Origin of the sequence: Modicisalibacter luteus DSM 23508 (assembly GCF_000378505.1) — a bacterium.
Lineage (GTDB): Bacteria > Pseudomonadota > Gammaproteobacteria > Pseudomonadales > Halomonadaceae > Modicisalibacter > Modicisalibacter luteus.
The window spans coordinates 143,915-168,068 of record NZ_KB899999.1; the positions used below are offsets into that span (position 1 = coordinate 143,915).

Below are 24,154 nucleotides of genomic sequence, written 5' to 3' on the forward strand. Positions count from 1 at the left end.
GTTCAGCGCGCCTCGCCGCCGGCTATACCGGCCGAGGCAAAGGTCGCCATGTCGGCGAGCATTCGAGTCGCCGAGACCAGCAGCGGATAGGCCAACGCGGCACCGGTGCCTTCACCCAAGCGCAGGTCCAGGTCGAGCAGCGGTCGGGCCCGGAGCGTATCCAACGCCACGCCATGCCCCGGCTCTTGGGAGCGATGCCCGAAAATCATGGCGTCGCGTGCCGCCGGGCACAACCGACAAGTCACCAGGGCGGCCACCGTGGCAATGAAGCCATCAACGATTACCGGCAGGCGATGCGCCGCCGCGCCCAGGTAGGCCCCGGTCATGGCGGCAATTTCCAGCCCGCCGAGCTTACACAATACGTCCATCGCATCGTCGGTATTCGCCTGGCGCGCCTCCATGGCCCGCTCGATTACCGCTTGTTTGTGGGCGAGGCGCGACTCGGCAATGCCGGTACCCCGGCCGATCACGGCGCTCACCTCACGGCCAGTCAAGGCAGCTAGCACGGCACTGCTGGCAGTAGTATTGGCGATGCCCATCTCGCCGACGATCAAACAGCGGCAGCCGGCCTCGGCCATACGCTCGGCGGCCCCGATACCGGTCTCGATGGCCTGCACGGCCTCATCGCGGGTCATGGCGTCACTTTCGACGATGTTGCCCGTGCCGAGGCGGACCTTGGCATGCACAACGCCATCGCCGCTCAGCTCGGCCGCCACGCCGACATCGATTACTTCCAGTCGGGCATCGATCTGCCGAGCGAAGACGTTGATCGCCGCGCCCCGGCTGACGAAGTTGGCAACCATCTGCGCGGTGACTTCCTGAGGAAAGGCAGACACGCCCTCCGCTGCCACACCATGGTCAGCGGCGAATACCAGCACGCCGGGCGGCGTTACGTCGGGAAAGGCCTCGCTACGGATTTCCGCCAGCTCGATGGCTAGCGTCTCCAGGCGTCCCAGGCTACCGGGTGGCTTGGTAAGCGTGTCGATATGGGCACGGGCCCGGTCGCCAACCTGGCGATCCCGGCCGCGAATGCGGGTAAGCGTGTGCTCTAGCGTGGGCGACATGCGCAGGGCTTCTATTCGCTGGCTCATTTAAGCGGGCTGGCACGCTGTAACGGCCAGGGCCACGGAACGCAGCGAGCTTATCACAGCGAGGCGGGTGCAAGGTGGGACGGAAAACAAGGGGGGATCGTATCCCCCCTTGTCAGCCAACAGCCGGGTTACGAATCCAAGAAGGGGTAATCGATGTAGCCTCGCTCATCACCACCGTAGAAGGTGCCGGCGTCCCATTCGTTGAGCGGGGCGCCACGGCGTATGCGCTCCGGCAGGTCGGGGTTGGCGATGAAAGCCCGGCCGAACGACGCCAGGTCGCACTTGCCCGCCTCGATGCGCTCGCGTGCCTCTTCGGCCGTGTAGTGACCGTTGCCGATATAGGTGCGCTTGAAGTTTTCCTGGATGGCCTCGATGACTTCCTCGGGGCGCCCCTTCACCAGGTTGCCCTGGAACGAATCCTCCACCACTTCGATGAAAGCGATGCCGGCCTCGTCGAGTCGCTTGGCAAACGCGGCGAAGGTCTCGATCGGGTTGTCGTCGGCCATGTCATTGAAGCTGCCGGTCGGCGTGACACGCACCCCGACGCGGTCCGGTCCCCAGACCTCGGCCACCGCATCCACGACCATCATCGGGAAGCGCAGGCGATTCTCCAGCGAGCCGCCGTACTGGTCGGTACGCTGGTTGGTCTTGGTGCGCAGGAACTGGTCGAGCAAGTACCCGTTGGCGGCATGGATCTCGACGCCATCGAAGCCTGCACGTTTGGCATTCTCGGCCCCTTGGCGGAACTGTTCGACGACGTCGGGGATCTCGTCGGTTTCGAGTGCCCGAGGCTCGGGTATATCGACCATGCCGGACTCGGCACTGATAAAGGTCTGTGCACCCTCGGGCTTGATCGCCGACGGCGCCACCGGCTTCTCGCCGTTCGGCTGTAGCTCAGGGTGAGAAATGCGACCCACGTGCCAAAGCTGCAGAATGATACGGCCGCCAGCGCCGTGAACGGCATCGACCACCTTGCGCCAACCCTCGACCTGCTCATCGGAATGGATGCCCGGCGTGAAGGCATAGCCCTTACCCTGCGGCGAGACCTGGGTCGCCTCGGCGATGATCAGCCCCGCGCCGGCGCGTTGCCGATAGTACTCGACGTTCATGTCGTTGGGCACATCTCCCGGCTGTCCGGCACGTGAGCGGGTCAGGGGCGGCATGATTACCCTGTTGGGCAGTTCCATTCCGCAAAGCGTAAACGGACGGAACAGGGTATCTTCCTGATTGGCCATGAGTCTCCTCCTCTGAGATCGTCATACGTGGCATCAAGCAAGGCTGGCAAGCCGTCCTGGCCGCGTCAATGCCAGCCCTGTTGCCCAAGCGTAAAGAGATTTGCGTGCCGGTAACCCGCCAGCACCGCGGTCCGGAACGACCGTCACGCAAACGACCACGGCTATAGCTGTCGGCGCCAACGGCTTTCGATGGTATCGAGTTCGGCCGGGCCATAGAGGGCCCGACCATGGTCCCCATAATGGGCCCATAGCTGATCGCCGAAGTCGTAATGCCACCATTCACTCGGCAGGTTGGTGAACCCCTGCTCACGCATGGCATGGAACAATAGCCGTCGGTAGTCGCGTGCCCGGACCAGACGGTCGTCGAGTTCGTCCTGGTTTTCCAGGGCCGCGGTATGCGAGGCCGGCACCGCCTCGTCGAACAATGTCCCCATATCCAGCATCAGGCCGTCCTCGTCGCACAGCGTCACGTCCACGGCGCCTCCGGTGAGATGCGGGCTCGGCGCCTGCGGGTCACGACTGGGAACAGAGACGAACTCACGCGTGCGCGTCAGCAACTGTGCTTCGTCGGCCTCGCCATGATGCGCCCGAATCGACTCATAGAGCGTATCGAACAGGTATTGCTGGACCCGCCATGGCCGCCAGCCGTCCAACACCACCAGTTGTAGCCCCGACGGCAGCGAGCGTGCCACGGCCAATAACCGACGGTAGACGCCTTCCCGCACGTAGCATTCAGCGACCGCACCGGGGATACCCAGCTTGGCGTAAGCCGGAAAGACCTTTATCGGCAGCGGCGCCAGACTCATGGGCACGAGCGGCTCATCGCTGCCCAGGATGGGCAAGCGGCTGACCGTTCCCCAGTGCGGCTCGGCAAGGGTCGAAATGGGTGGCAGCCGGTCAGCGAGAAACGTATTGCAGGAGGGTTTCACCATCATTGTTTATCCAAGCAGGGTCGGCAGCCAAAGGGTCAGGGACGGAAACAGAATCAGCAGGATCAGGACGAAGACGGCCGTGAGCACAAAGGGCCAGATCGTCTTGAAGAGTTCGACAATCTCCAGCCGACTCACGGCGGCAGCGACGAATACGCAGGCACCCATGGGCGGCGTGATCAGCGCGATGGTGATATTCAGGGTAATGATGATGCCCAGATGCACCGGATCGACACCCGCCATCATCGCCACCGGGGAGAGAATCGGCGTAAGCAGCATCAGGGCCGACACCTCTTCCATGAACATGCCGGTGACAAAAGTGATGGCGCTGAGCAATAACAGAATCACGAGGGAGTTTTCCATGTACGGTGCCAGGAGCTCGACGAACTGGGCTGGCACCTGGGCATAGGACAACAACCAGCTGATGGTTGCCGACGCGGCCATGATCAGGAAGATCGCCGAGGTCAGCCGCGCCGTGTCGACGATGGCCCGCCACACGTCAGCCAGTCGCAGGTTACCGAGCATGAAGCCGCACAAGGCGACGTAGAGTGCCGTCAGGGCACCGGACTCGGTCGGCGTGACGAACCCCAGTACAATCCCGGCAACGATGATGAACGGCGCCACGAGAGCCGGCATCGCGGCAAATATGGCCTTGCCCAGCTCACTCGCCGCAGGCCATTGGCCTCGCTTGGCGAGCCCCTTGTGCCAGGCGTACCAGGCGTTCATGGCCATGAACGCCAGCCCGAGGATCAGGCCCGGCACGACGCCCGCCAGGAACAGGTCGCCTACCGAGGTATTGGTCAGCGAGGCATAGAGGATCATGAAGATACTGGGCGGAATGATCGGCCCGATCAGCGAGCTGCCTGCCGTAAGCCCGGCAGCGAACGCCGTGGAGTAGCCCTCCTTGCGCATCGAAGGTACCAGCAATGACCCCAGTGCAGAGGTATCCGCCACCGCCGAACCATTGACCCCCGCAAAGAACACGCTCGAGACCACGTTGACATGCCCCATGCCTCCTCGCAGATGCCCCACCAGTAACCGGGCCAGCCCCATCAGCCGCTCGGTCAGGCTGCTGACATTCATCAGGTTGCCCGCAAGGATAAACAACGGGATCGCCATCAGGGAAAAGGCGTTGATCCCCCCGAAGAATTGCTGGGGCAGCATGCGAGGAATCATCGAAGGATCGATGAACATGAACCCGACCAGTGCCGTGACCAGCAGGGCCAGGAACAGGGGCAGCCCCAACAGGATATGCACCAGAAAGACGGCCAGCATGGTCAGGGTCATGCAGCTTCCTCCACCTGGGTGCGCAGAGGCGCCGGACCGTACCAGAGTACATGCCAGGACAGCAGTGCAAACCCCACCGGCAACGACAGCATGGGAATGGTACGGCTGATGCCCAGCCCGGAGCTGGTGAACATGGCTACCGACTGGGCATAGTCATAACTTATGACCGTGCCGGCTACCGCCAGCCCCAGGGTCAGCAGCCACTGATACCAGTTGAGTAGCCGGCAAAGCCCAGCCGGCAACAGCCTTTCGATCAGTGCGACGCGCATATGACCGCCTTCGACCCATACGGCGCCGGCTGCCAGCAGGACACTGCCGATGATCAGATAGCGGGCCAGTTCGTCGGTCCAGATCGGTGCACCCCCTGCCAGGTAACGCATGAATACGCCATAAAGAATGACGGCCAGATCGATGAAGAGCAGGGTACTGGCGACACACAGGGACAGCGGCCGGCTGACGGCCAGGACCCGAGAGCGAAGCGAAGTCATGGGAGTTCTACAAGCCAGGAGTCAGGTGAGGCAGGGAGGCGGCTCCCTGCCGTTTCGAGTGTCGATTACTGTGCCAGCTCGGTCATGCCGGCATCCTTTAGCGCCATATCGATCCAGCGCTGTTCGATGCCCTGCTCCTTCAGCCAGTCCAGATAGGCCGGCTGGCCCTGCTCGCGAAACGCCTGCAAGTCTTCCTGTGAGGGGCGGATGACCTCCATGCCCTGCTCCTCGAGATAAGAGATGCGTTCGTCGACCTTCGCTTCGTTGTAGTCCCGGGCCATCTCGTTGGCCTCGGCCACGGCGTCCATGAAGGCTTGGCGGGTTTCTTCATCCCAGCTATCCAGCATCTGGCCGTTACCAACCAGGAACTGGTCCGAGTACTGGATGTTGGCCAGAGTCAGGTAGTCCTGCACCTCGTGGAGACTCCCCAGGATGATATACATCGGCGGATTCATTTGACCGTCGGCGACTCCGGTACGCAGGGCCATGTAAACCTCGGTCCAGGGGATCGGCGTGCCTGACGCACCAAATGCCTCATAGAGGGCGACCTGGCTGGGGTCCATCGCACGGAAGCGCAGGCCCTCGAAGTCCTTGGGTGAGTGGATGGGCCTCTCGTCGTTGGTGAACGCCAGGAAGCCTCCCTCTTCGACGACGGCCAAAAGCTCGGCGCCGGTACGCTCACGCAGGGCGTTTTCCACTTCTTGCCAGTACTGGCCTTCGTCGAAGAACTTGCGTGCCGCCTCGAAATCCTCGAACAGGAAAGGAATCGCACTGACATAGATCTCAGGTACGAGAGGAGACATGCCGGCGAAGGAAGCAATGTTCAGGCTGGGGGTACTCATGACCTGTTCCATGCGGGCCTGCTCTTCGCCGAGCATGCTATTGGGGTACAGCTTCAATTGAATCTCGCCGTCGGTCTTTTCCGCGACAAGATCCTTCAAGTTTGTCGCAAACACATGGACGGCATTCTTGTCGGGGTCAGGCGCACCGTTATAGCTCAAGTTCACGGTCGTTTCGGCCTGCACGGCACCAGCCAGCACGGTAAAGCTCAATGCACAGGCTGAAACCAGTGTTCTCAACGGCAATCGTGCAGAACAAGACATGACGATGTCTCCTTGTTGTTGTTAAGGCACAGGGTTTAACAAAGTTACATGAGACTATGCATTGTCGTGTTGCCTATGCAATCACGGCTGTGTTGTCTTCAATGCAACACTTGCGTTTAACAGCCTCGGCGCGTCGGCATTGAAGAAACGCAGCCCTCTTCGCAAATGGGTTATGCATGCCTGGGAAGCAACGGTTAGCTCCCGGCCTGACCGGCTGACGATCTGGGCACGCGCACCACTAAGTGCCGGGTAATTCATGGGCAAGACCCGGATCTCGCCACGGCGCACTTCTTCCATTACCGTCAGTTCCGGCATGAATGTCACGCCAATTCCCGAACGTACGAAATTCTTCAGCACGGCTACCGAATTCGTGCGTAAGCGGGCATGCAGATGTACCCGTTCCTGCTGTTCCACCAAGCTGACCATCTGGCGCATACCAAAACAGTTATCCATCAGACCCAGCGGCCACTCGGTCAGGTCGTGTAATGTCAGTGGCCTGCCTTTTGCCAGGAGTGGATGACCTGCCGGCACGATCAGGTCCAATGGTTGGAGTGTTTCCACATGACAATGCAGTAAAGGATCTACCGGCGGGGCGTAGAGCAGAGCGATATCTACCTCCATGTCCTTGACCAGCGATATCGCTTCATTGACACCGGCCATGCGAACCTCCAGCTCGATGCCGGAAAAGGCGGTAAGAAAACTCTGCAGAGGAGCCGACACCAGATCGGCTATGAAGCCCTCCCCAACGGCAATCCGCACTTCGCCGCGGCGCAGTTCTTGTAGCGCCATCAGTCTGGAAAGTACGGCCTCATCAGCGGCACGTTGGGCATGATAATGCTCAACGAGTAGCTTGCCTGCCTGTGTGGCATGCATTCCGCTTCCGTGTCTCTCGCACAGGGTGATTCCCAAGGTTTCCTCAAGTGCTTTGATCTGCCGGCTGAGCGCTGAGGCATCCACATCGAGATAGGAAGCGGCACGGCGTAACGAGCCGCGGCGTATGACTTCGTTAAGGTAGGCCAAGGCTCGCTGATTAAGCATGTTTTCTCCAACGAGGCACGATAAGCAAAGGTTCTCGATTATTTTTGATTTCGATCGGAACGGGGCGCCTTGCAACGCATTGTCAACAAACATTGCAACCAGGCCGGTTTAATTGCAATGCGTAATGAGTTGTTTTCGTACGTTTAAAACAGCATGACGACCCCGTTTCCAACACTGAGAAGCGCTGGCGAACGCGGCTGGACTTTCTTACAGTAAGAATGATTTCGTCGGGGGGTATCCCTCGAAGTTACTTATCACAAACAGGCCCAGGGAGGGTGCCTTTCGATGTCGAAACCGGAGATATTCCGATCATGCCCATTACCTAAAAAGGGCGAAGCTTGGGCATTGTTTCTCGACTTGGATGGCACGCTTAGCCCCTTGAAGGAAAAGCCCGCGGATGTGGTACTGGAAAAGCGCCTGCTAGAATTGCTGCAGCAGTTGCACCAGCGCCTCGACGGCGCTCTGGCAATCATTAGCGGGCGCTCCATCGACGATCTATCGCGCCTGCTGTCGCCGTTGGAATTGCCACTGGCGGGCCAGCACGGTGCCGAGCGACACGATGCGGTAAACGGCTATTCCCTGACCGAGCCCGACTACGCAACACTGCACGAGGCTCGTGAGGAACTGAACCGATTTCTCGAGGCGCATCCCGAGCTGGAACTAGAAGACAAGGGAGCCAGTCTGGCCTTGCACTACCGCAATGCGCCCTACAAGCAGACGACGATCGAGAAGCAGCTGGAAAGCTTGCGGGAGCGCTTGGGGGACGCCCTCATCATGCATGGCGGCAAGTCCGTGTTCGAGTTACGGACAACCTCCTGCAACAAGGGCGAAGCCATCCATCAGTTCATGCAAGTGACGCCATTCGCCCAGCGTACGCCAGTCTTTCTCGGCGATGATTTGACAGACGAGGACGGCTTCGAGGCCGTCAATGCCTTGGGAGGATACAGTATCAAGGTCGGCCAGGGCGAAACCCGGGCAAGGTATCGGTTGGACGATACCCAGGCCGTGGAAGCCTGGCTGAAGACCTGCCTGGAACAATGGCCGGTAGAGCCAGCATAGACTAGAGCAAAGTCCGGCATGTTCATCGCATCAGATCGACTCGGCTAGCTTGGATAGCTGCCGGCCGGACGTCATCCTGGGTGAGCACGGACAGGAAGGCCCGTGCCACTCGCCATTAAGCATAGGTGTTCACATGTCCAAGGAACCGGATAACGAGCTGATTGTCGTCTCCAATCGCGTCCCTTCCCCCAAGAGTTCGGGAGGCAGCCAGGGGGGGCTCGCCGTAGGCGTCATGAACGCATTGCAGAAGAACGAGGGGTTATGGGTCGGCTGGAGCGGCGAGATCGATGAGAATCGCGACGCCCAGCTCAATCACTATGAGTTCGACTCGGTACGTTTTGCGACATTTCCACTCACCGAGACTGACCACCAGACCTTTTATATAGGGTTCTCCAATGAGGTGCTTTGGCCACTGTTCCACTACCGTCCCGACAAGGTGGATTACAGCCGCGAGAACCTGGAAGGCTACCTTCGCGTCAGCCAGCGCTACGCCCGTCATGTTGCCACGCTGGTCGAACCTCACTCGCGTATCTGGGTGCATGACTACCAACTGATTCCCCTTGGCTTTTACCTGCGCCAGGCCGGCATCAATGTGCCCATCGGGCATTTCCTGCATACGCCGTTCCCGCCGTGGGACGTGCTGCGCATCCTCCCCGATTACGAGAACTTGCTGCGTTACTTCAGCGCCTACGATGTGGTTGGCTTCCAGACCAAGTGCGACCTGCGCAACTTTGAAGAGTGCATGCGCCACGGTTTCGATGCCACCTTCCATGACGATGGCACAATCGAGGCAGAGGGCCGGCGTTTCCGCGCGGAGGCCTTCCCCATCTCGATCGACCTCGAATCGGCTCAGGAGCTGGCCCGCCAGGGTGTGGAAAGCAACATTGGCAAACGTATGGCACAGTCGCTGGCTGATAGGACGCTAGTGATGGGGGTCGACCGCCTGGATTACAGCAAGGGCATCTACAAGCGCTTCCTGGCCTTCGAGCGACTGCTGGAAAAAGCCGAGCACCAGCATGGCCACGTGGTGTTCGTGCAGATATCGCCGCCCTCGCGCACCGACGTCCCGGAGTATGCCGAGCTGCGCACGACGCTGGAGCGCATCGCCGGCCATGTCAATGGTCGCTTCTCGGATTACGACTGGACACCGCTGCGTTATCTCAATCGCGGCTACAGCCGAGAATCGATCCTCGGCTTCCTGCGCCTGAGTCGTGTCGGTTTCCTGACCCCGCTGCGCGACGGCATGAACCTGGTCGCCAAGGAGTTTGTGGCTGCTCAGGATCCGGAGGATCCCGGCGTGCTGGTGCTTTCCCATTTGGCCGGTGCTTCCTGGGAGTTGCAGGAAGGCGCTCTGGTCTGCAACCCGTACGACACCGAGGGTGTCGCCGACATGCTGGATCAGGCCCTGAACATGCCGCTGGAAGAGCGCAAGGAACGCTGGCAGCGCATGATGGACGTGATGCGCAATAACGACATCCACCATTGGTGTCGTCAGTTCCTCGGCGCCTTGAGTGCCGTTCAACATTAATCCGCTTGGAAAGACACCGGCACAGTGGATGCCGGTGTCTTCACGGCAACGCCCCCTCCTCGTTGGCACCGTAAGCGCTCTCTCCTTGGATAAACGCCATCCAAAGCGCCAACTACACTGGAGTCCGTGACTCGACGATAGCGGTCATGCGCATCGCGTGTTGCGCTGGTATACTCCGGCACGTTCGCTGGGGATTGTCGACAAACCCGGACCCACCGAGACCGCTCGAGCGTGGAGGTCCAAGCAATATCTCGGCTCGTCACCTCATCGACGAGCAGGACAGAACCACTGCCCGAAGCAGTCTGTCCAGGCATCCCGGTACTTCTTTACCGCCCAGATTCGTGCCACCGCTGTGACAAGAGAGGTCAATGCAGACATGTCCAAAACGCCAAAGATCATCTATACGCTGACTGACGAAGCCCCCGCGCTGGCGACCTACTCGCTGCTGCCGATCATCGATGCCTTCACCGACCCCGCTGGCATCGAAGTGGAGACCCGCGATATCTCGCTGGCCGGCCGCATCATCTCGCAGTTCCCCGATTACCTGACCGAAGAGCAGCGTATCGGTGATCACCTGGCCGAACTCGGTGAGCTGGCCAAGACCCCCGAAGCCAACATTATCAAGTTGCCCAACATCAGTGCCTCCACGCCGCAGCTCAAGGCCGCCATCAAGGAGCTCCAGCAGCAGGGTTACAAGCTGCCGGACTACACCGAAGAGCCCAAGAGCGACGAAGAGAAGGCCATCAAGGCGCGCTACGACAAGGTCAAGGGCAGCGCCGTCAACCCGGTCCTGCGTGAAGGCAACTCCGACCGCCGCGCCCCGCTGTCGGTAAAGAACTACGCGCGCAAGTACCCGCACCGCATGGGCGAGTGGAGCAGTGAGTCCAAGTCCCATGTCTCGCACATGAGCGAGGGCGACTTCTACGGTAGCGAGAAGTCCACCACCCTCGGCGCCGCCGGCAGCCTCAAGATCGAGCTGGTCGGCAAGGATGGCAGTACTACCACCCTCAAGGAAAAGACTCCGGTCCTCGATGGTGAAGTCGTCGACGCTGCGGTGATGAGCAGCAGCGCCCTGCGCACCTTCGTCGCCGAGGCCATCGAGGATGCCAAGTCCAAGGACGTGCTGTTCTCACTGCACCTCAAGGCAACCATGATGAAGATCTCCGATCCGATCATGTTCGGCATGGTCGTCTCCGAGTTCTACAAGGAAGTGCTGAGCAAGCACGCCGACGATCTCGCCCAGGTCGGCTTCGATCCCAACAACGGCATCGGCGATCTGTACTCGACCATCACGTCACTGCCCGAAGACAAGCAGGCCGAAATCGAGGCCGACATTCAGGCGCTGTACAACGAGCGCCCGCGTCTGGCGATGGTCAACTCCCACAAGGGCATCACCAACCTGCACGTGCCCAGCGACGTCATCATCGATGCTTCCATGCCGGCCATGATCCGCGACTCCGGCAAGATGTGGGGTTCTGATGATGCGCTGCACGATGCCAAGGCAGTGATTCCGGATCGCTGCTATGCCGGCATCTACCAGACCGTGATCGAGGACTGCAAGAAGAACGGCGCCTTCGATCCGACCACCATGGGCAGCGTACCCAACGTCGGCCTGATGGCCCAGAAGGCCGAGGAGTACGGCTCGCACGACAAGACCTTCCAGATCCCCGCGGCCGGCACCGTGCGTGTCACCGACGAGCAGGGCAACGTGGTCTTCGAGCACGCCGTCGAGGAAGGCGACCTCTGGCGCATGTGCCAGACCAAGGACGCGCCGATTCAGGACTGGGTCAAGCTGGCCGTAACCCGCGCCCGCGACAGCGGTGCCCCTGCCGTGTTCTGGCTGGACGCCAACCGCGCCCACGACGCGCAGCTGATCAAGAAGGTCGAGCACTACCTGAAGGATCACGACACCAGCGGCCTCGATATCCATATCATGGCGCCTGAAGAAGCCATGCGCTTCTCGCTGGAGCGCATCCGCGCCGGCAAGGACACCATCTCCGTGACCGGTAACGTGCTGCGCGACTACCTGACCGACCTGTTCCCGATCATGGAACTCGGTACCAGCGCCAAGATGCTGTCCATCGTCCCGCTGATGAACGGCGGTGGCCTGTTCGAGACCGGTGCTGGCGGCTCCGCGCCCAAGCACGTCCAGCAGTTCCTGCAGGAAAACCACCTGCGCTGGGACTCCCTGGGCGAGTTCCTGGCTCTGTCCGCGTCCCTTGAACACCTTGGCAACACCTTCGACAACGCGAGCGCGAAGGTACTGGCCAAGACGCTGGACCAGGCCAACGGCAAGTTCCTCGACAGCAACAAGGCACCGTCGCGCAAGGTCGGTGAAATCGACAACCGCGGCAGCCATTTCTACCTGGCTCTGTACTGGGCCCAGGCCCTGGCCGGCCAGGACGAGGACGCCGAACTCAAGGCGCTGTTCGCCGAGCTGGCCAAGACGCTGGAAGCCGAAGAGCAGACCATCGTCGATGAGCTCAACCAGGTGCAGGGCAAGCCGGTCGATATCCAGGGGTACTACCACCCCAACGGTGAACTGGCCAGCCAGGCCATGCGTCCGAGCGCCACGCTCAACGCCGCCCTGGGCAAGGTGTCCAAGGCGTAACCCTCGCCAAGGACACCGGCGACTGAGTCGCTGGCAATGAAATCGAAGCCCCTGCCCCGGCAGGGGCTTCGTGTTTCTACAAGCCCTGGCACCGCCTTGTCGTTGTTTAGATACTGGCTAAGCTGCTGAAAAAACAGACAATGCGAGACATGTCCCCGCCAGGCCGTCGGTAATCGATGACATTTTCCTGGCCCGGCGAGCCCTAATCACCGTTGCCCCCGAACACCAGTCACCAGCAACCCTCTATAAGGCATTGTTATCTCAAATGTTTTGAAAACCTGGCGCCCTTCTCGCATTGTTCAAGGTGCGGCTGGCGAGGGCAGGCACGTGCAAACGTCGTTCACCCCCCCAGTCCAAGGATGAATCGCCGCGCCTTCGGGCCAAGGATGCCACGGCATCTGGAATGGATTCCCGCAAGGACGCCTCGTTTGGCATGCGCCGCTCAGTTTCACCGCGACGCATCATGAACAGTGTCAAAGGACGTAATGTCGATGGCCGTCCTTTGACTCTGTGGGGCTCAGCCCCAGCACGACCCTTCAGTTCCCTGCGTACCTTGGACCGCTCTTGCGGTCCATTTTTTTGCGTGTACGCCGGCCTTTCGTTAGCTGGCTAATCCCATCGTGTTAGGCGTAGAATTCTAGCCCGATCACCGAAGGGACACCCCATGATCAAGCTCACCTCGCCGATTGCCGTCGTCGTCCTGGCCGCCATGGTGGCGATGGGACCGCTGGCCACTTCCATGTACCTGCCCGCCTTTCCCGCCATGGCCGAGACGTTCAGCGTTGGGGCAGACAGGATCCAGCTGACCCTCAGTGCCTACATGATCGGTCTGGCAATCGCGCAGTTGCTGTGTGGCCCACTGGCCGATCGGTTCGGGCGCAAGCCGCTGTTGCTCGTCGGTATGGGCCTGTTTTGCCTGGGCAGCGTGGGCTGCATGTTCGCCGACAGTATCACCGTGCTGTTCGGCTATCGCTTCTTCCAGGCCTTCGGCGCAGCATCAGGCATGGTGCTGGCCCAAGCCATGGTCCGCGACACCTTCGAGCCTGTCGAGGCGGCGAAGAAGCTCGCCTATATGGGTAGCACCACGGCCGTTGCGCCGGCACTCGCCCCGGTCGTCGGTGGTGCGCTATTGGTGGCTTTCGGCTGGCCGTCGATCTTTCTATTTTTGGCCATCTACGCCGCGTTGACACTGGCCGTGGTGGGGGTCGGATTGCCCGAGTCGTTGCCCCGCGAACGTCGCCAGACCCTGCATCCGCGCACAGTCATGGATAATTACCTGTCAGCGATCAGCAACCGCACCTTTCTCGCCCATGCGTTAGCGGTAAGCCTGATGTTTGCCGGCCACTACGGCTTCATGTCCGGCGCTCCGTTCGTGCTTATTGAGCTATTCGAGGTGCCCGAAGCCCACTTCGGCTGGTATTTCCTGTTCGTAGTGGCGGCCTTCATCGCCGGGAACCTGCTGGGCGCACGGCTGATATCCAAGGTCGGCGGACACCGCCTGATTCTCGTCGGCGGCAGCCTGCTGGTCCTGGCCGGCGTGCTGGTCGTGTCGCTGGTGGCGAGCGGCGCCGATACCCTTGCGGCGATTATCGGCCCGCAGGTGATCTACGCCATCGGCTCGGGAATGATGATGCCGCAACTGATTGCCGGCGCACTGGCCCCCTTTCACCACATGGCAGGCACCGCTGCGTCGATGCTGGGCTTCATCCAGATGGGCTCGGCAGCGACATCGAGTGCACTGGTTGGCCGGCTCTATGACGGTACGGCGTTACCGATGGTGCTGGTCATTGCCCTGGCCGGAGCCAGCGCGCTGGTCGTCTATCTGTCGCTGAGCCGCCGTCCGGTTATGGACGTTGCAAGCTGATACCGAACGACGCTGGTCTCTTGACGAAAAAAGCCCGCAACGGCAAGCGTTGCGGGCAAACTCATCGGCTGGCTACACAGGCAAGATAGCCAGCCGACGACGGGACGCGACTCAGGACATAGCCGCATCCGGATGCAGGTTTCGGGCCTGGCGCTTCTCCACGTAGGCACGGATCAGCACATAGAAAACCGGCGTCAACAGCAGGCCGAAGAACGTGACACCAAGCATACCGGCGAACACCGCGACGCCCATGGCCTGACGCATCTCGGCACCTGCGCCGGTAGAGAGCACGAGCGGGACCACGCCCATGATGAAGGCAAACGACGTCATCAGGATGGGCCGCAAGCGTAGCCGGCAAGCCTCGAGCACGGCGCTGACCCGGTCCAATCCTTCCAATTGCTTGTCCTTGGCAAACTCAACGATCAGGATCGCGTTCTTGCACGCCAGCCCCACCAGGACGATCAGTCCGATCTGAGTGAAGATATTGTTGTCACCGCCGGAAATAAGCACGCCGGTGATCGCGGAAAGCAGCGTCATCGGTACGATCAGGATCACTGCCAGCGGGAGGCTCCAGCTCTCGTACTGCGCAGCAAGGACCAGCAGTACCAACAGCACGCACAGCGGAAACACGAACAGCGCCGTATTCCCGGCCAGGATCTGCTGGTAGGTCAGGTCCGTCCACTCGAAGGTCATGCCATTGGGCAATTCCTCTTCAAGCAACCGGGCCATGGCTGCCTCGGCCTGGCCGGAGCTATAGCCGGGCGCAGCGGCACCGTTGAGTTCGGCCGTAGGGAAACCGTTATAGTGCATCACGCGATCAGGACCAGCCGAGTGTTGTATATCCACGAACGTCGCCAGAGGCACCATGTCGCCGGTGGCATTGCGCAGCTTGAGCTGACCGATCTGTTCGGGCTCGAGTCGGTATGGCTGGTCGGCCTGGGCAATCACCTGATACGTCCGACCGAAGCGGTTGAAGTCGTTGACGTATAGCGAGCCGAGATAAACCTGCATGGTCTCGAAGATGTCATCGACGGATACGCCATGTGTCTTGGCTTTCTCACGATCCACGTCGGCATCGATCTGCGGCACGTTGACCGTGAAGCTGGAGAACACCCCCGCCAGCTCAGGCACCTGCTGGCTCTTGGCAATGATGTTCTGCGTCTGCGCGTAGAGCTCGTCGTAACCGAGGCTGGCACGGTCCTCGACCTGCAGACGGAACCCGCCGATGGTTCCCAGCCCCATGACCGGCGGCGGCGGGAAGATGGCAATGAACGCCTCCTGAATGGCCGCGAATTCCTGATTCAGCGCCCCGGCAATAGCGTTGGCCGACAGGCCAGGCGCCTGACGCTCTTCGAACGGGTCCAGTGTGACGAAGACGATGCCGCTATTTGGACTGTTGCTGAAGCCATTTATCGACAGGCCCGGAAACGCCACGGTGCTCTCTACACCGGGGTAGTTCAGGGCTTTCTCCGACATCTCGCGAATTACCGCCTCTGTACGATCGAGCGTCGCGGCATCCGGCAATTGGGCGAACGATACCAGATACTGCTTGTCCTGCTGCGGCACGAAGCCGCTTGGCGTGCTGGAAAAACCTAGCCAGGTCAGCCCGATCAGCCCCGCGTATACCAACAGGGCGACCGAGCTACCCCGCAGGATGCGTCGTACGGTGCCCACATAACCATTGCTGGCATGGTGAAACACGGAATTGAAGGGCCGGAACAACCATTTGCCGAAGATCCAGTCGAGCAGACGCGAGAAGCGATCCTTCGGTGCATCATGGCGCTTGAGCAGTACAGCGGCCAGGGCCGGTGACAAGGTCAGCGAGTTGAACGCCGAGATTACCGTCGAGATGGCAATGGTCAAGGCGAACTGGCGATAGAACTGCCCGGTAAGCCCCGAAATGAAGGCGGTGGGGATGAATACCGCACACAGCACCAGCGCAGTGGCTATGATCGGTCCGGTGACTTCCTTCATCGCTTGCTGGGTGGCTTCGATCGGCGACTTGCCAAGCGCGATGTTACGCTCGACGTTTTCCACCACCACGATAGCGTCGTCGACGACGATACCGATCGCCAGGACCAGGCCGAACAGCGACAGCGCATTCAGCGAGAATCCGAATAAGTGCATGACCGCAAACGTGCCGATCAGCGATACCGGCACGGCGGCCAGCGGAATGATCGAGGCTCGCCAGGTCTGGAGGAACAGCACCACAACCAATACCACCAGTATGATCGCCTCGAGCAGGGTATGGACCACGGCCTCGATGGACCCACGCACGAAGACCGTCGGGTCGTAGACGATGCGGTAGTCGACACCCTCGGGGAAGGCCTGCTTCAGCTCGGCCATGCGCTCGCGTACGGCATCGGACAGCGCAATGGCATTCGAACCCGGCCGTTGGAAGATGGGGATGGCTACCGCCGGCTGGTTATCCAGTAGTGAGCGCAGCGCATACTGGCTGGCCCCAAGTTCGATACGAGCGATGTCCTTGAGACGTACGATCTCGCCGTTCGCCCCCGCCCGCACGACAATATTCTCGAACTCTTCTTCACTGACCAGGCGCCCCTGAGTGTTGATCAGCAACTGGAAGCTGGTGGCATCCGGCGATGGCGGTGCTCCGAGCGTACCGGCGGCGACTTGCCGATTCTGTTCGCGTACGGCATTTACCACATCCATCGCAGTGAGATTGAGCGACGCCACCCGGTTGGGATCGAGCCAGATACGCAGTGAGTAATCGCCTGCTCCGAACAGCTGCACATCGCCCACCCCTTCCAGCCGGGCCAACTCGTCACGGATGTTGAGCGCCGCGTAATTCGACAGGTAAAGCATGTCGTAACGTTCATCGGGTGATATCAGATGAACGACCATGGTCAGGTCGGGCGAGGCCTTGTCAGCAGTCACGCCGAGCCGCTGCACCTCCTCGGGAAGTTTGGGCAGCGTCCGGGTGACACGGTTCTGTACCTGCACCTGGGCGGTATCGAGATCGGTCCCGAGTGCGAAGGTGATGGTCAGGGTCATCTTGCCGTCGGCAGTGGACTGGGAGGACATGTAAAGCATGTTCTCCACCCCGTTGATTGCCTGCTCCAGCGGCGCCGCCACGGTCTCACCGATTACCTTGGGGTTGGCACCGGGATAGTTGGCACGCACCACTACCGTCGGCGGCACCACCTCCGGATATTCGCTGATCGGCAACTTGAACAGCGAGATGGCGCCGGCAATCAGGATCAGCAGGGAAAGAACAACGGCGAAGATCGGACGCCGTATGAAAAACTGTGAAAAGTTCATCGTTGTCGTCCCTCAATAACCCGCTAGCGAGACTGGTGCGCCGCGCTGGCCGTCAGTCGGTTGTCTTCCAGCGACTGCGAAGCCGCCAGGGCAGCATCGACGCGACGCTGCATGCGTGACAGGGTGGCCAGCGTCTCGCTATCGGCCATAGGGACGATCTCGGCGGTGACCGGCATTCCGGGGCGGACGCGCTGGAGCCCATTGACCACGATGCGTTCGCCGGCATCGAGACCACTCCGCACGATGCGCAGCCCGGCAAGTTGAGGACCCAATTCGATATTGCGATAAGCCACCGTCCCGTCCTCATTGAGCACCAGCACGAACTTGCGACCGAGATCGGTACCCACCGCGGCATCCTGAATCAGCACGGCATCGTAGCTGGCACTGCCCGCCAGCCTGAGCCGCACATAAAGCCCCGGCGTGAAGCGTCCTTCCGGGTTATCGAATACTGCGCGGCCACGAATGGTGCCAGTCTGCGGATCGACCCGGTTATCAACGAAATCCATGCTGCCCAGATGGGGATAATCGCTCTCGTTGGCGAGCCCCATATAGACCGGGCTGGACTGGCCACGCTGTCCTTCCCGGGTCAGCTCCTGATATTTCAGGTAGGCCCGTTCGTCGGCTTCGAAATAGGCATAAACGCGATCTGTAGATACCAGTGGTCAGTACGCTCTCCCCGGCAGTGACGAGATTACCGGCAGTCACTTCCGCACGGCTGACGTGGCCATCGATGGGTGCGGTCACCTGGGTGAAGCTGAGGTCGAGCTGGGCTGCATCCAGTGCTGCCTCGAGTGACGCCACTTCGGCGCGTGCCTGCCGGGCCGCACTGGTACGGGCTTCGGCGAGTTCGGCCGAGATGGCGTTGCTGGCCTTGAGACGCTCACCCCGGCGGGCTTCGTTGTTGGCCCGGTCGGCATTCGCCCGCGTCTGCTGAAGCTGTGCTTCCAGACGGCGCACTTCGACTTCGTAAGGACGCGGATCGATGACGAACAGCACATCGCCCTTTTTCACCCGGGCCCCTTCCTGAAAGGTCACGGCATCGACGAAGCCGGAGACACGCGGGCGCACCTCGACGGTTTCGGGCGCCTCGAGACGTCCGGTGAATTCGTCCCACTCCGTGGTGTGTTGCCGAATGACCTGTGCCACGCTCACTGTTGGCGCAGGCATCGTTTCAGCATGGGCGCTTGCCGCTGACAGTACGAAAACGGCCACGACTGCATGCAACGCGTTGCGTAGGTAGGAAAACTGATAGTTCATGGTCTGAACCGCTAATCACTGGGGAGTTAGCGGATTCTGCAATGCAACATACAAGGTGACTAATCGAACAGAGTAAAAGCTACTATCGCTCAGAATGATGGTTACGACGCAACGATAGAAAACGCCTTATGATGGGACGGCATCCACGCCAATGCAGGCAACTACCGTAAGGAATCGGGGTCGCCGACAAACATCTGGATACGTGAACGCAGCCAGCGCTCGGCAGGGTCGTTATCCTGGGCCCCCCGCCAAGCCATCGAAAGCTCGAACGAGGGCGCATCGAAAGGCACGTCGTCTTCACGCAGTCCGCCACCCGCTGTCAGGACAGCAGCGGCGTAATCCGGCACGGTGGCAATGATATCCGTCCCGGCCAGAAGCGCGCTCAATCCATTGAACTGCGGCACCGCCAGCACCACGCGCCGTCGGCATCCCAACGCCGCCAGCCGCTCATCGATGTATCCACTCAGATCACCGGCAAACGACACCAGGGCATGCGGCCGAGCGCAATAATCCTCCAGCGAGAGCGCCCCCGGGATAGCATCGGCACGCAGTACACGCGGCTTGCTTCGCCTAAGCACCTTGCGCTTCGCATTGGCCGGCAACTCACCCGTGTAGCACACGCCGACAGAAATCTCGCCCGAACTCAGCAACTGAGGCATCAGCAGATAATTGGCGCGCCTGACCACCAGCACGACATTGGGGGCTTCCGCACGCAGACGACGCAACAAGGGGGGCAGCAAGCCGAACTCGACATCATCAGACAGGCCGACACGAAAAACGGCATCGCTGGTAGCGGGATCGAATTCACTGGTGTGGCTCAGCGCATTGGAGATGGAATCGAGTGCCGGCTCCAAAAGACGAAAAATCTCTTCAGCCCGGCTGGTCGGCTCCATGACACGGCCGGTACGGATAAACAGCGGATCGTCGAAGAGCGTTCGCAGCCGGGCCAGGGCGGCACTGATTGCGGGCTGGCCGAGAAAGAGCTTTTCTGCCGCACGCGTCACGCTCCGTTCATGCATCAGCGTCTCGAAGACAATCAGCAGGTTGAAATCGACGCGGCGCAGGTCATTACGGTTCATGGTTCTTCCTTGCAGGCAATGCCCCGTGCGGCAAAAATCCTACATGAGAGGAAAACGAGCCGGGATCGACCCTCGCTGAACTACTCCAGCCCCAACGCTGAACCTCGCTTCATTATCAGGCTCTATATCGATTATCGATGGACATGAATGGTGCAGGCAGGTTATCCCCGATAGAGTTTATGTCCATCAGGCTCATCTGGCGAGGTGAACGATGCCCCGTGTGATACGTTTCCATCAGTTCGGTACGGCGGATGTGCTTCGCTGCGAAGAGCAACCTGAAATAGCGCCCGGTGAAGGCGAGGTGCTGGTCTCGACCGAGGCGATTGGGGTCAACTGGTTTGACGTGCTCTGGCGTCAGAATCTGGCCCCTTCCCATGCCAGCCTGCCCTCGCGAATCGGCCACGAAATGGCCGGCACCGTACTGGCGGTAGGTAACGGTGTTGAAGACCTGGCGGTGGGTGACAGTGTGGCTTCCTTCCCGGGCCACGACCCCGGCCAGTACGGTACCTACGCCGATCGGCTCGTGTTGCCGCGTTGCTCACTGACACGCTATCCCTCGATACTCTCGCCCATCGAGGCGAGCGTGCATTATTCACCGTTATTCGTGGCCTACTTTGGACTGGTCGAGCTGGCCAAGGTACGGCCGCAGCAGTGGGTTCTGATTACCGCCGCCAGCCAGACCGGAGGACCTTACACGATTCAACTGGCCAAGGCGCTGGGAACGCGGGTCATCGCTACGACCCGCTTTGCAGACGACCGGGATTACCTGCTTTCTCTAGGCGCAGAGCACGTCATCGTCACGGAAGAGCAGGATCTGGTCATGCAGGTCGCCAAGCTGACCGACAAGCGCGGGGTGAATGTAGTGATGGATCCTCTGGGCGGGCCGCAGATGGGCCTGATGGGCGACGTGCTCGCCCCGCAAGGGCGCCTGGTGCTCTATGGGCTTCTGGGTGGCAACGAAACCCCCTTGCCCGCCTGTGAGGCCTTCCGCAAGAACATCCAGTTTCATCTGCATTGCCTGACCAACTTTACCGGCAAGCCCGAGCTCGGTATCCCCCAGGATTGTGACGCCGTTCGGCGTGCCCTGGAGACAATCGACCGCCTGACCAACGAACGGCGACTGCTTCCGCAGATTGACCGTGTCTTTCCTTTCGAGGAGGTGGTCGAGGCCCACCGCTACCATGAAAAGTTGTGTCCACGACGCGGCCGCGTGGTGCTCAAGGTCTAGCGTTATCCGCCTCTAGAACGGCAAGGGCCATCGCCATGACGGTGGCCCTGTGCTTCTTAGCCCCAGCCATGATCACCACTGGGCAGCCAAGGCACATACGCTGGGCCTCGACAGTGGCAACCTGTACCGGCTGGGCAAGCGGCTGGGCCTGAATTGAACCAGGGCCGGCCAGACTCAGAACATTTTAGCGGGCAGCCACAGGGTCAGTGCCGGCACGCCAGCCAGCAGCACTAGCCGGACGACATCCGCGAGAATGAATGGCAGGATGCCGCGCACGATCATCCTCTGGGTGAGTTCCGGCTGTGTCGCCTGCACCACGAACAGGTTCATGCCGATGGGTGGTGTGATCAGGCCGATCTCGGCGACCGTGACGACAAGGATACCGAACCACACCATGTCGAAGTCCAGCGAGGCAGCGACCGGGGCCAGGAATGGCACGGTCAGCAGGATCATCGACATGGCATCCATGAAGCAGCCCAGCACGATGTAGAACAGCATGATCAGGATCAGTACTGTCATCGGCCCCAGGCCGCTGTTGCGAATGCCTTCGATAAGGGCACTGGGCAACCCTGTAGTTTCAAGAAAGTAGTTGAATAGGGACGCACCGATCAGGATGAAGAAGATCATACCGGTCAGTCCCGCCGTTTCACGTACCGCTCCCCATAACGAGTGTCGGTCCAACTCCCTGGAAACCAGCGCCAGCGCGAAGGCGCCAACGGCTCCGACAGCAGCGGCTTCGGTCGGCGAGAACCAGCCCAGATAGATGCCCCCGATAACTAATGAGAACAGAAGCAGTACGCCCCATACCCGCCGCAATGTAGCTAGCCGCGTCGTCCAGCCCGCCTTCTCCGCCGGCGGTGCCAACTTCGGCGACATGCGTACCCGAATGACGATGGCCAGGCCATATAGCACGGCACCGATAATGCCGGGCACGATGGCACCGATGAATAGCTGGCCGATCGAGGTCTGAGTGAGGATGCCATAGATGACCAGCAGGATGGAGGGTGGGATCAGCACGCCCAAGGTTCCCCCGGCGGCAATAGCAGCCGAGGACAGCGAGCTATCGTAGCCCCGCTTCTGCATCTCAGGGATCGCCACCCGTCCCATCGTGGCCACTGTTGCCAACGACGAACCGCAGATGGCTCCAAAGATCGCGCAAGCGCCGACGCCCGTCACTGCCAGCCCACCGCGGATGTGTCCTAGGAAGCTGTTGACCATATCGAACAGCGAGCGCGACAAACCCGCACGCGCCGCAAACACGCCCATCATCACGAATAACGGCACGACACTCAGAGAGTAGGGAAAAATGGCTTCGAACGGCGATGAGCCAAGAATAAACCCGGCCCCCATGCTCCCGTTCAGCCACCAGAAACCTCCCACCCCGACGAGGGCCATGGCCACGGCGACGGGAAACCCGAAGGCGATCAGCAACAGCGTGAGGCCGAAGCCGGCCAGCCCGAGTGCGGCACTACTCATGACAGTACCTCGGCCTGTCGGGCCGGTACCGGCACCAAGGTCAGCACGATGGCTACCATGGAAAGCCCGACTCCAAAGAGTAACGGCAGCCAGAAGTAGAAGATGGGAATGCCCAACTGCTGAGAGCGGTCACCGAACATAACCTGCTGTTGGAAGGTGGCATAACAGAAGTAGAGCATCAGCGCCATCAGGCCGAGGGCAGCCATGGCCGCTACGCCCCGCATCACTACCGCAAGGCGCTTCGGAAAGGAGTCGACTAGCAGATCGACGCCCACATGCGCTCCGGTCATGAAGGCATAGGGAATGACCAGCCAGGCGCCACCCAGCACAAACAACTGGACCAAGTCGACCATGCCCGGGATGGGTAGACCGAGTTGCCGGCCGATCACGTCGGCAACGGTCAGCAGGGCAGCCGCCGCATAGGCTGCAACGCCTGTGGCCGCGGATAGCGTGACGAGCGAACGCAACGCCGTAATCAGATATCTCATGGCAAGCTCACGTCATGGCAGACGGCCCGGCACCACCTTGCGTGCCGGGCCGATGCGGCGGACTTATCGTGATTGTTTCTCGGCGAGCAGTTCCAGCATGCGATCATAGATCTCACGGGCATTGTCGACGCCCTGATCAGCCGTCTGTTCGATATAGTCGTTGATGGTCGGCTGCAGCGCCTCTCTCCAACGCTCGCGCTCGGTATCCGAAAGCTCGGTGATGACGTGCCCGGATGCCTCGGCCTCCTGGCGTCCGGCCGCATCCCACGTGTCCCACCAGTCGCCAAACTTGGCCACCAGCGTATCCCCCGAAGCCTCGTCGATGCAGGTCTGGACATTGTCGGGCAGGGCATCGTACTTGCGCTGATTCATGACGAAGAAGAACGGCACCGTATAGGCCCCGGCTTCCAGATGATAGTTAAGCACCTCGTTGAGGCCGAACGACTTCACCGGATCCCAGGGAAAGACCGTGCCATCGATTACGTGCTTCTGAATATTCTCGTAGACCTCACCCGGCGGCAGTCCCTGAGGCGTGGCCCCCAGTGCCGTCAGCATGGCCGATACCGCAGGGCTTGGCGTACGCAGGCGCAGCCCCTGCATGTCCTCCATCGTCTCGACTTTCTTGTCCGCCGTATGGACGAGCCCTCCATTGTGAGCATGCAGGGCGAGCACCTTGAGGCCGCGATATTCAGGGGCCAGATCCTCTGGGTACATATCCCACAGGGTCTCGCTGGCCGCCCCCGCGTCGCGCGTCATGAAGGGTAACTCGATCAGCGACGTGCGTGGAAAGCGGCCCCGTGGGATGCCGTGCAGCCCGTGGGCTATATCCACTACCCCGGCGACCACCTGCTCCTGCTGCTTGGCCACGTTACCGAGCTGCGTGCCGCCCGGGTAGATATCGAACTGCACTTCGCCATTGGTGCAGGCCGTGATCTGCTCCGTCCACGGGACGATGAAATCGGTATGGATGCCATGCACCGGGGGCAGGTAGTGGCTAACCTTGAGGGTAGTCTGTGCCAGCGCCGTACCCGACAGGGCGAGTGCAATACCGGCGGTGAGCGTGGCGAGCTTGGGGATGTTGTTATTCACAGGAATCTCCTGGTGTGTTCCG

At 60.8% G+C, this 24,154-nt stretch carries 17 protein-coding genes and 1 pseudogene; 5 read left to right on the forward strand and 13 right to left on the reverse strand.

Going from position 1 to position 24,154, the window contains the following annotated elements; translation table 11 throughout:
- Positions 1–2 precede the first annotated feature (2 nt).
- The 7 genes from cobT to F568_RS0116465 form a co-directional block, all read right to left on the reverse strand.
- The gene (gene cobT, locus F568_RS0116435; RefSeq protein WP_019019853.1) at positions 3–1,064 is read right to left on the reverse strand and encodes a nicotinate-nucleotide--dimethylbenzimidazole phosphoribosyltransferase; all 1,062 of its coding nucleotides are present in this window, start codon (positions 1,062–1,064) and stop codon (positions 3–5) included.
- A gap of 155 nt (positions 1,065–1,219) precedes the next feature.
- On the reverse strand, positions 1,220–2,326 hold the full coding sequence (locus F568_RS0116440; protein WP_019019854.1) for an alkene reductase: 1,107 nt from the start codon (positions 2,324–2,326) through the stop codon (positions 1,220–1,222).
- A gap of 161 nt (positions 2,327–2,487) precedes the next feature.
- Positions 2,488–3,261 carry a M15 family metallopeptidase gene (locus F568_RS0116445; protein WP_019019855.1) on the reverse strand — a complete coding sequence of 258 codons (774 nt, stop codon included), beginning with the start codon at positions 3,259–3,261 and terminating at the stop codon, positions 2,488–2,490.
- A gap of 3 nt (positions 3,262–3,264) precedes the next feature.
- Entirely contained in the window at positions 3,265–4,542 is a 1,278-nt protein-coding gene (locus tag F568_RS0116450; RefSeq protein ID WP_019019856.1) for a TRAP transporter large permease, read from the reverse strand.
- Positions 4,539–5,030, reverse strand: a complete 492-nt coding sequence (locus tag F568_RS23035) for a TRAP transporter small permease (protein ID WP_019019857.1) — start codon at positions 5,028–5,030, stop codon at positions 4,539–4,541. Before F568_RS23035 ends, F568_RS0116450 begins: the two co-directional genes overlap by 4 nt.
- 65 nt (positions 5,031–5,095) lie before the next feature.
- Positions 5,096–6,133 carry a TRAP transporter substrate-binding protein gene (locus F568_RS0116460; protein WP_026300603.1) on the reverse strand — a complete coding sequence of 346 codons (1,038 nt, stop codon included), beginning with the start codon at positions 6,131–6,133 and terminating at the stop codon, positions 5,096–5,098.
- Positions 6,134–6,214: 81 nt separating this feature from the next.
- The gene (locus F568_RS0116465) at positions 6,215–7,171 is read right to left on the reverse strand and encodes a LysR family transcriptional regulator (RefSeq protein ID WP_019019859.1); all 957 of its coding nucleotides are present in this window, start codon (positions 7,169–7,171) and stop codon (positions 6,215–6,217) included.
- A 285-nt stretch (positions 7,172–7,456) separates the two neighbouring features.
- On the opposite strand from F568_RS0116465, the gene otsB reads away from it, so the two are divergent.
- The 4 genes from otsB (at position 7,457) to F568_RS0116485 (ending at position 14,233) form a co-directional block, all read left to right on the forward strand.
- Positions 7,457–8,230, forward strand: a complete 774-nt coding sequence (otsB, locus tag F568_RS23040) for a trehalose-phosphatase (RefSeq protein WP_051087985.1) — start codon at positions 7,457–7,459, stop codon at positions 8,228–8,230.
- A 133-nt stretch (positions 8,231–8,363) separates the two neighbouring features.
- Positions 8,364–9,758, forward strand: a complete 1,395-nt coding sequence (locus F568_RS0116475) for an alpha,alpha-trehalose-phosphate synthase (UDP-forming) (protein ID WP_019019861.1) — start codon at positions 8,364–8,366, stop codon at positions 9,756–9,758.
- Positions 9,759–10,134: 376 nt separating this feature from the next.
- Positions 10,135–12,369: an NADP-dependent isocitrate dehydrogenase gene (locus F568_RS0116480; protein ID WP_019019862.1), complete on the forward strand. Its 2,235-nt coding sequence runs from the start codon at positions 10,135–10,137 to the stop codon at positions 12,367–12,369.
- A gap of 664 nt (positions 12,370–13,033) precedes the next feature.
- Positions 13,034–14,233, forward strand: coding sequence for a multidrug effflux MFS transporter (locus F568_RS0116485; protein WP_019019863.1), 1,200 nt, complete (start codon positions 13,034–13,036; stop codon positions 14,231–14,233).
- Between the two features lie 111 nt (positions 14,234–14,344).
- Here the strand turns inward: F568_RS0116485 and F568_RS0116490 are convergent, their stop codons facing one another.
- From F568_RS0116490 to F568_RS0116500, 3 genes and pseudogenes are all read right to left on the reverse strand, one after another.
- On the reverse strand, positions 14,345–17,515 hold the full coding sequence (locus tag F568_RS0116490) for an efflux RND transporter permease subunit (protein ID WP_019019864.1): 3,171 nt from the start codon (positions 17,513–17,515) through the stop codon (positions 14,345–14,347).
- A gap of 23 nt (positions 17,516–17,538) precedes the next feature.
- Positions 17,539–18,772, reverse strand: a pseudogene (locus F568_RS26375) (efflux RND transporter periplasmic adaptor subunit).
- Between the two features lie 161 nt (positions 18,773–18,933).
- The gene (locus tag F568_RS0116500) at positions 18,934–19,851 is read right to left on the reverse strand and encodes a LysR family transcriptional regulator (protein WP_019019866.1); all 918 of its coding nucleotides are present in this window, start codon (positions 19,849–19,851) and stop codon (positions 18,934–18,936) included.
- A gap of 211 nt (positions 19,852–20,062) precedes the next feature.
- On the opposite strand from F568_RS0116500, the gene F568_RS0116505 reads away from it, so the two are divergent.
- Positions 20,063–21,079 carry a zinc-dependent alcohol dehydrogenase family protein gene (locus F568_RS0116505; protein WP_019019867.1) on the forward strand — a complete coding sequence of 339 codons (1,017 nt, stop codon included), beginning with the start codon at positions 20,063–20,065 and terminating at the stop codon, positions 21,077–21,079.
- Positions 21,080–21,253: 174 nt separating this feature from the next.
- Here F568_RS0116505 and F568_RS0116515 read toward each other — a convergent pair whose 3' ends face one another.
- The 3 genes from F568_RS0116515 to F568_RS0116525 form a co-directional block, all read right to left on the reverse strand.
- Positions 21,254–22,555 carry a TRAP transporter large permease gene (locus F568_RS0116515; RefSeq protein WP_019019869.1) on the reverse strand — a complete coding sequence of 434 codons (1,302 nt, stop codon included), beginning with the start codon at positions 22,553–22,555 and terminating at the stop codon, positions 21,254–21,256.
- A complete protein-coding gene (locus F568_RS0116520) occupies positions 22,552–23,043 on the reverse strand; it encodes a TRAP transporter small permease (RefSeq protein WP_019019870.1) in 492 nt (163 codons plus the stop codon). The genes F568_RS0116515 and F568_RS0116520 overlap by 4 nt, the downstream gene beginning before the upstream one ends.
- Before the next feature lie 63 nt (positions 23,044–23,106).
- On the reverse strand, positions 23,107–24,132 hold the full coding sequence (locus F568_RS0116525) for a TRAP transporter substrate-binding protein (protein ID WP_019019871.1): 1,026 nt from the start codon (positions 24,130–24,132) through the stop codon (positions 23,107–23,109).
- Positions 24,133–24,154 lie beyond the last annotated feature (22 nt).

Bases quoted from the DNA above. Each gene is read 5' to 3' on its own strand.
- cobT (WP_019019853.1), bottom strand. From the start codon at position 1,064: ATGTCGCCCACGCTAGAGCACACGCTTACCCGCATTCGCGGCCGGGAT.
- F568_RS0116440 (WP_019019854.1), bottom strand. From the start codon at position 2,326: ATGGCCAATCAGGAAGATACCCTGTTCCGTCCGTTTACGCTTTGCGGA.
- F568_RS0116445 (WP_019019855.1), bottom strand. From the start codon at position 3,261: ATGATGGTGAAACCCTCCTGCAATACGTTTCTCGCTGACCGGCTGCCA.
- F568_RS0116450 (WP_019019856.1), bottom strand. From the start codon at position 4,542: ATGACCCTGACCATGCTGGCCGTCTTTCTGGTGCATATCCTGTTGGGG.
- F568_RS23035 (WP_019019857.1), bottom strand. From the start codon at position 5,030: ATGACTTCGCTTCGCTCTCGGGTCCTGGCCGTCAGCCGGCCGCTGTCC.
- F568_RS0116460 (WP_026300603.1), bottom strand. From the start codon at position 6,133: ATGTCTTGTTCTGCACGATTGCCGTTGAGAACACTGGTTTCAGCCTGT.
- F568_RS0116465 (WP_019019859.1), bottom strand. From the start codon at position 7,171: ATGCTTAATCAGCGAGCCTTGGCCTACCTTAACGAAGTCATACGCCGC.
- otsB (WP_051087985.1), top strand. From the start codon at position 7,457: ATGTCGAAACCGGAGATATTCCGATCATGCCCATTACCTAAAAAGGGC.
- F568_RS0116475 (WP_019019861.1), top strand. From the start codon at position 8,364: ATGTCCAAGGAACCGGATAACGAGCTGATTGTCGTCTCCAATCGCGTC.
- F568_RS0116480 (WP_019019862.1), top strand. From the start codon at position 10,135: ATGTCCAAAACGCCAAAGATCATCTATACGCTGACTGACGAAGCCCCC.
- F568_RS0116485 (WP_019019863.1), top strand. From the start codon at position 13,034: ATGATCAAGCTCACCTCGCCGATTGCCGTCGTCGTCCTGGCCGCCATG.
- F568_RS0116490 (WP_019019864.1), bottom strand. From the start codon at position 17,515: ATGAACTTTTCACAGTTTTTCATACGGCGTCCGATCTTCGCCGTTGTT.
- F568_RS0116500 (WP_019019866.1), bottom strand. From the start codon at position 19,851: ATGAACCGTAATGACCTGCGCCGCGTCGATTTCAACCTGCTGATTGTC.
- F568_RS0116505 (WP_019019867.1), top strand. From the start codon at position 20,063: ATGCCCCGTGTGATACGTTTCCATCAGTTCGGTACGGCGGATGTGCTT.
- F568_RS0116515 (WP_019019869.1), bottom strand. From the start codon at position 22,555: ATGAGTAGTGCCGCACTCGGGCTGGCCGGCTTCGGCCTCACGCTGTTG.
- F568_RS0116520 (WP_019019870.1), bottom strand. From the start codon at position 23,043: ATGAGATATCTGATTACGGCGTTGCGTTCGCTCGTCACGCTATCCGCG.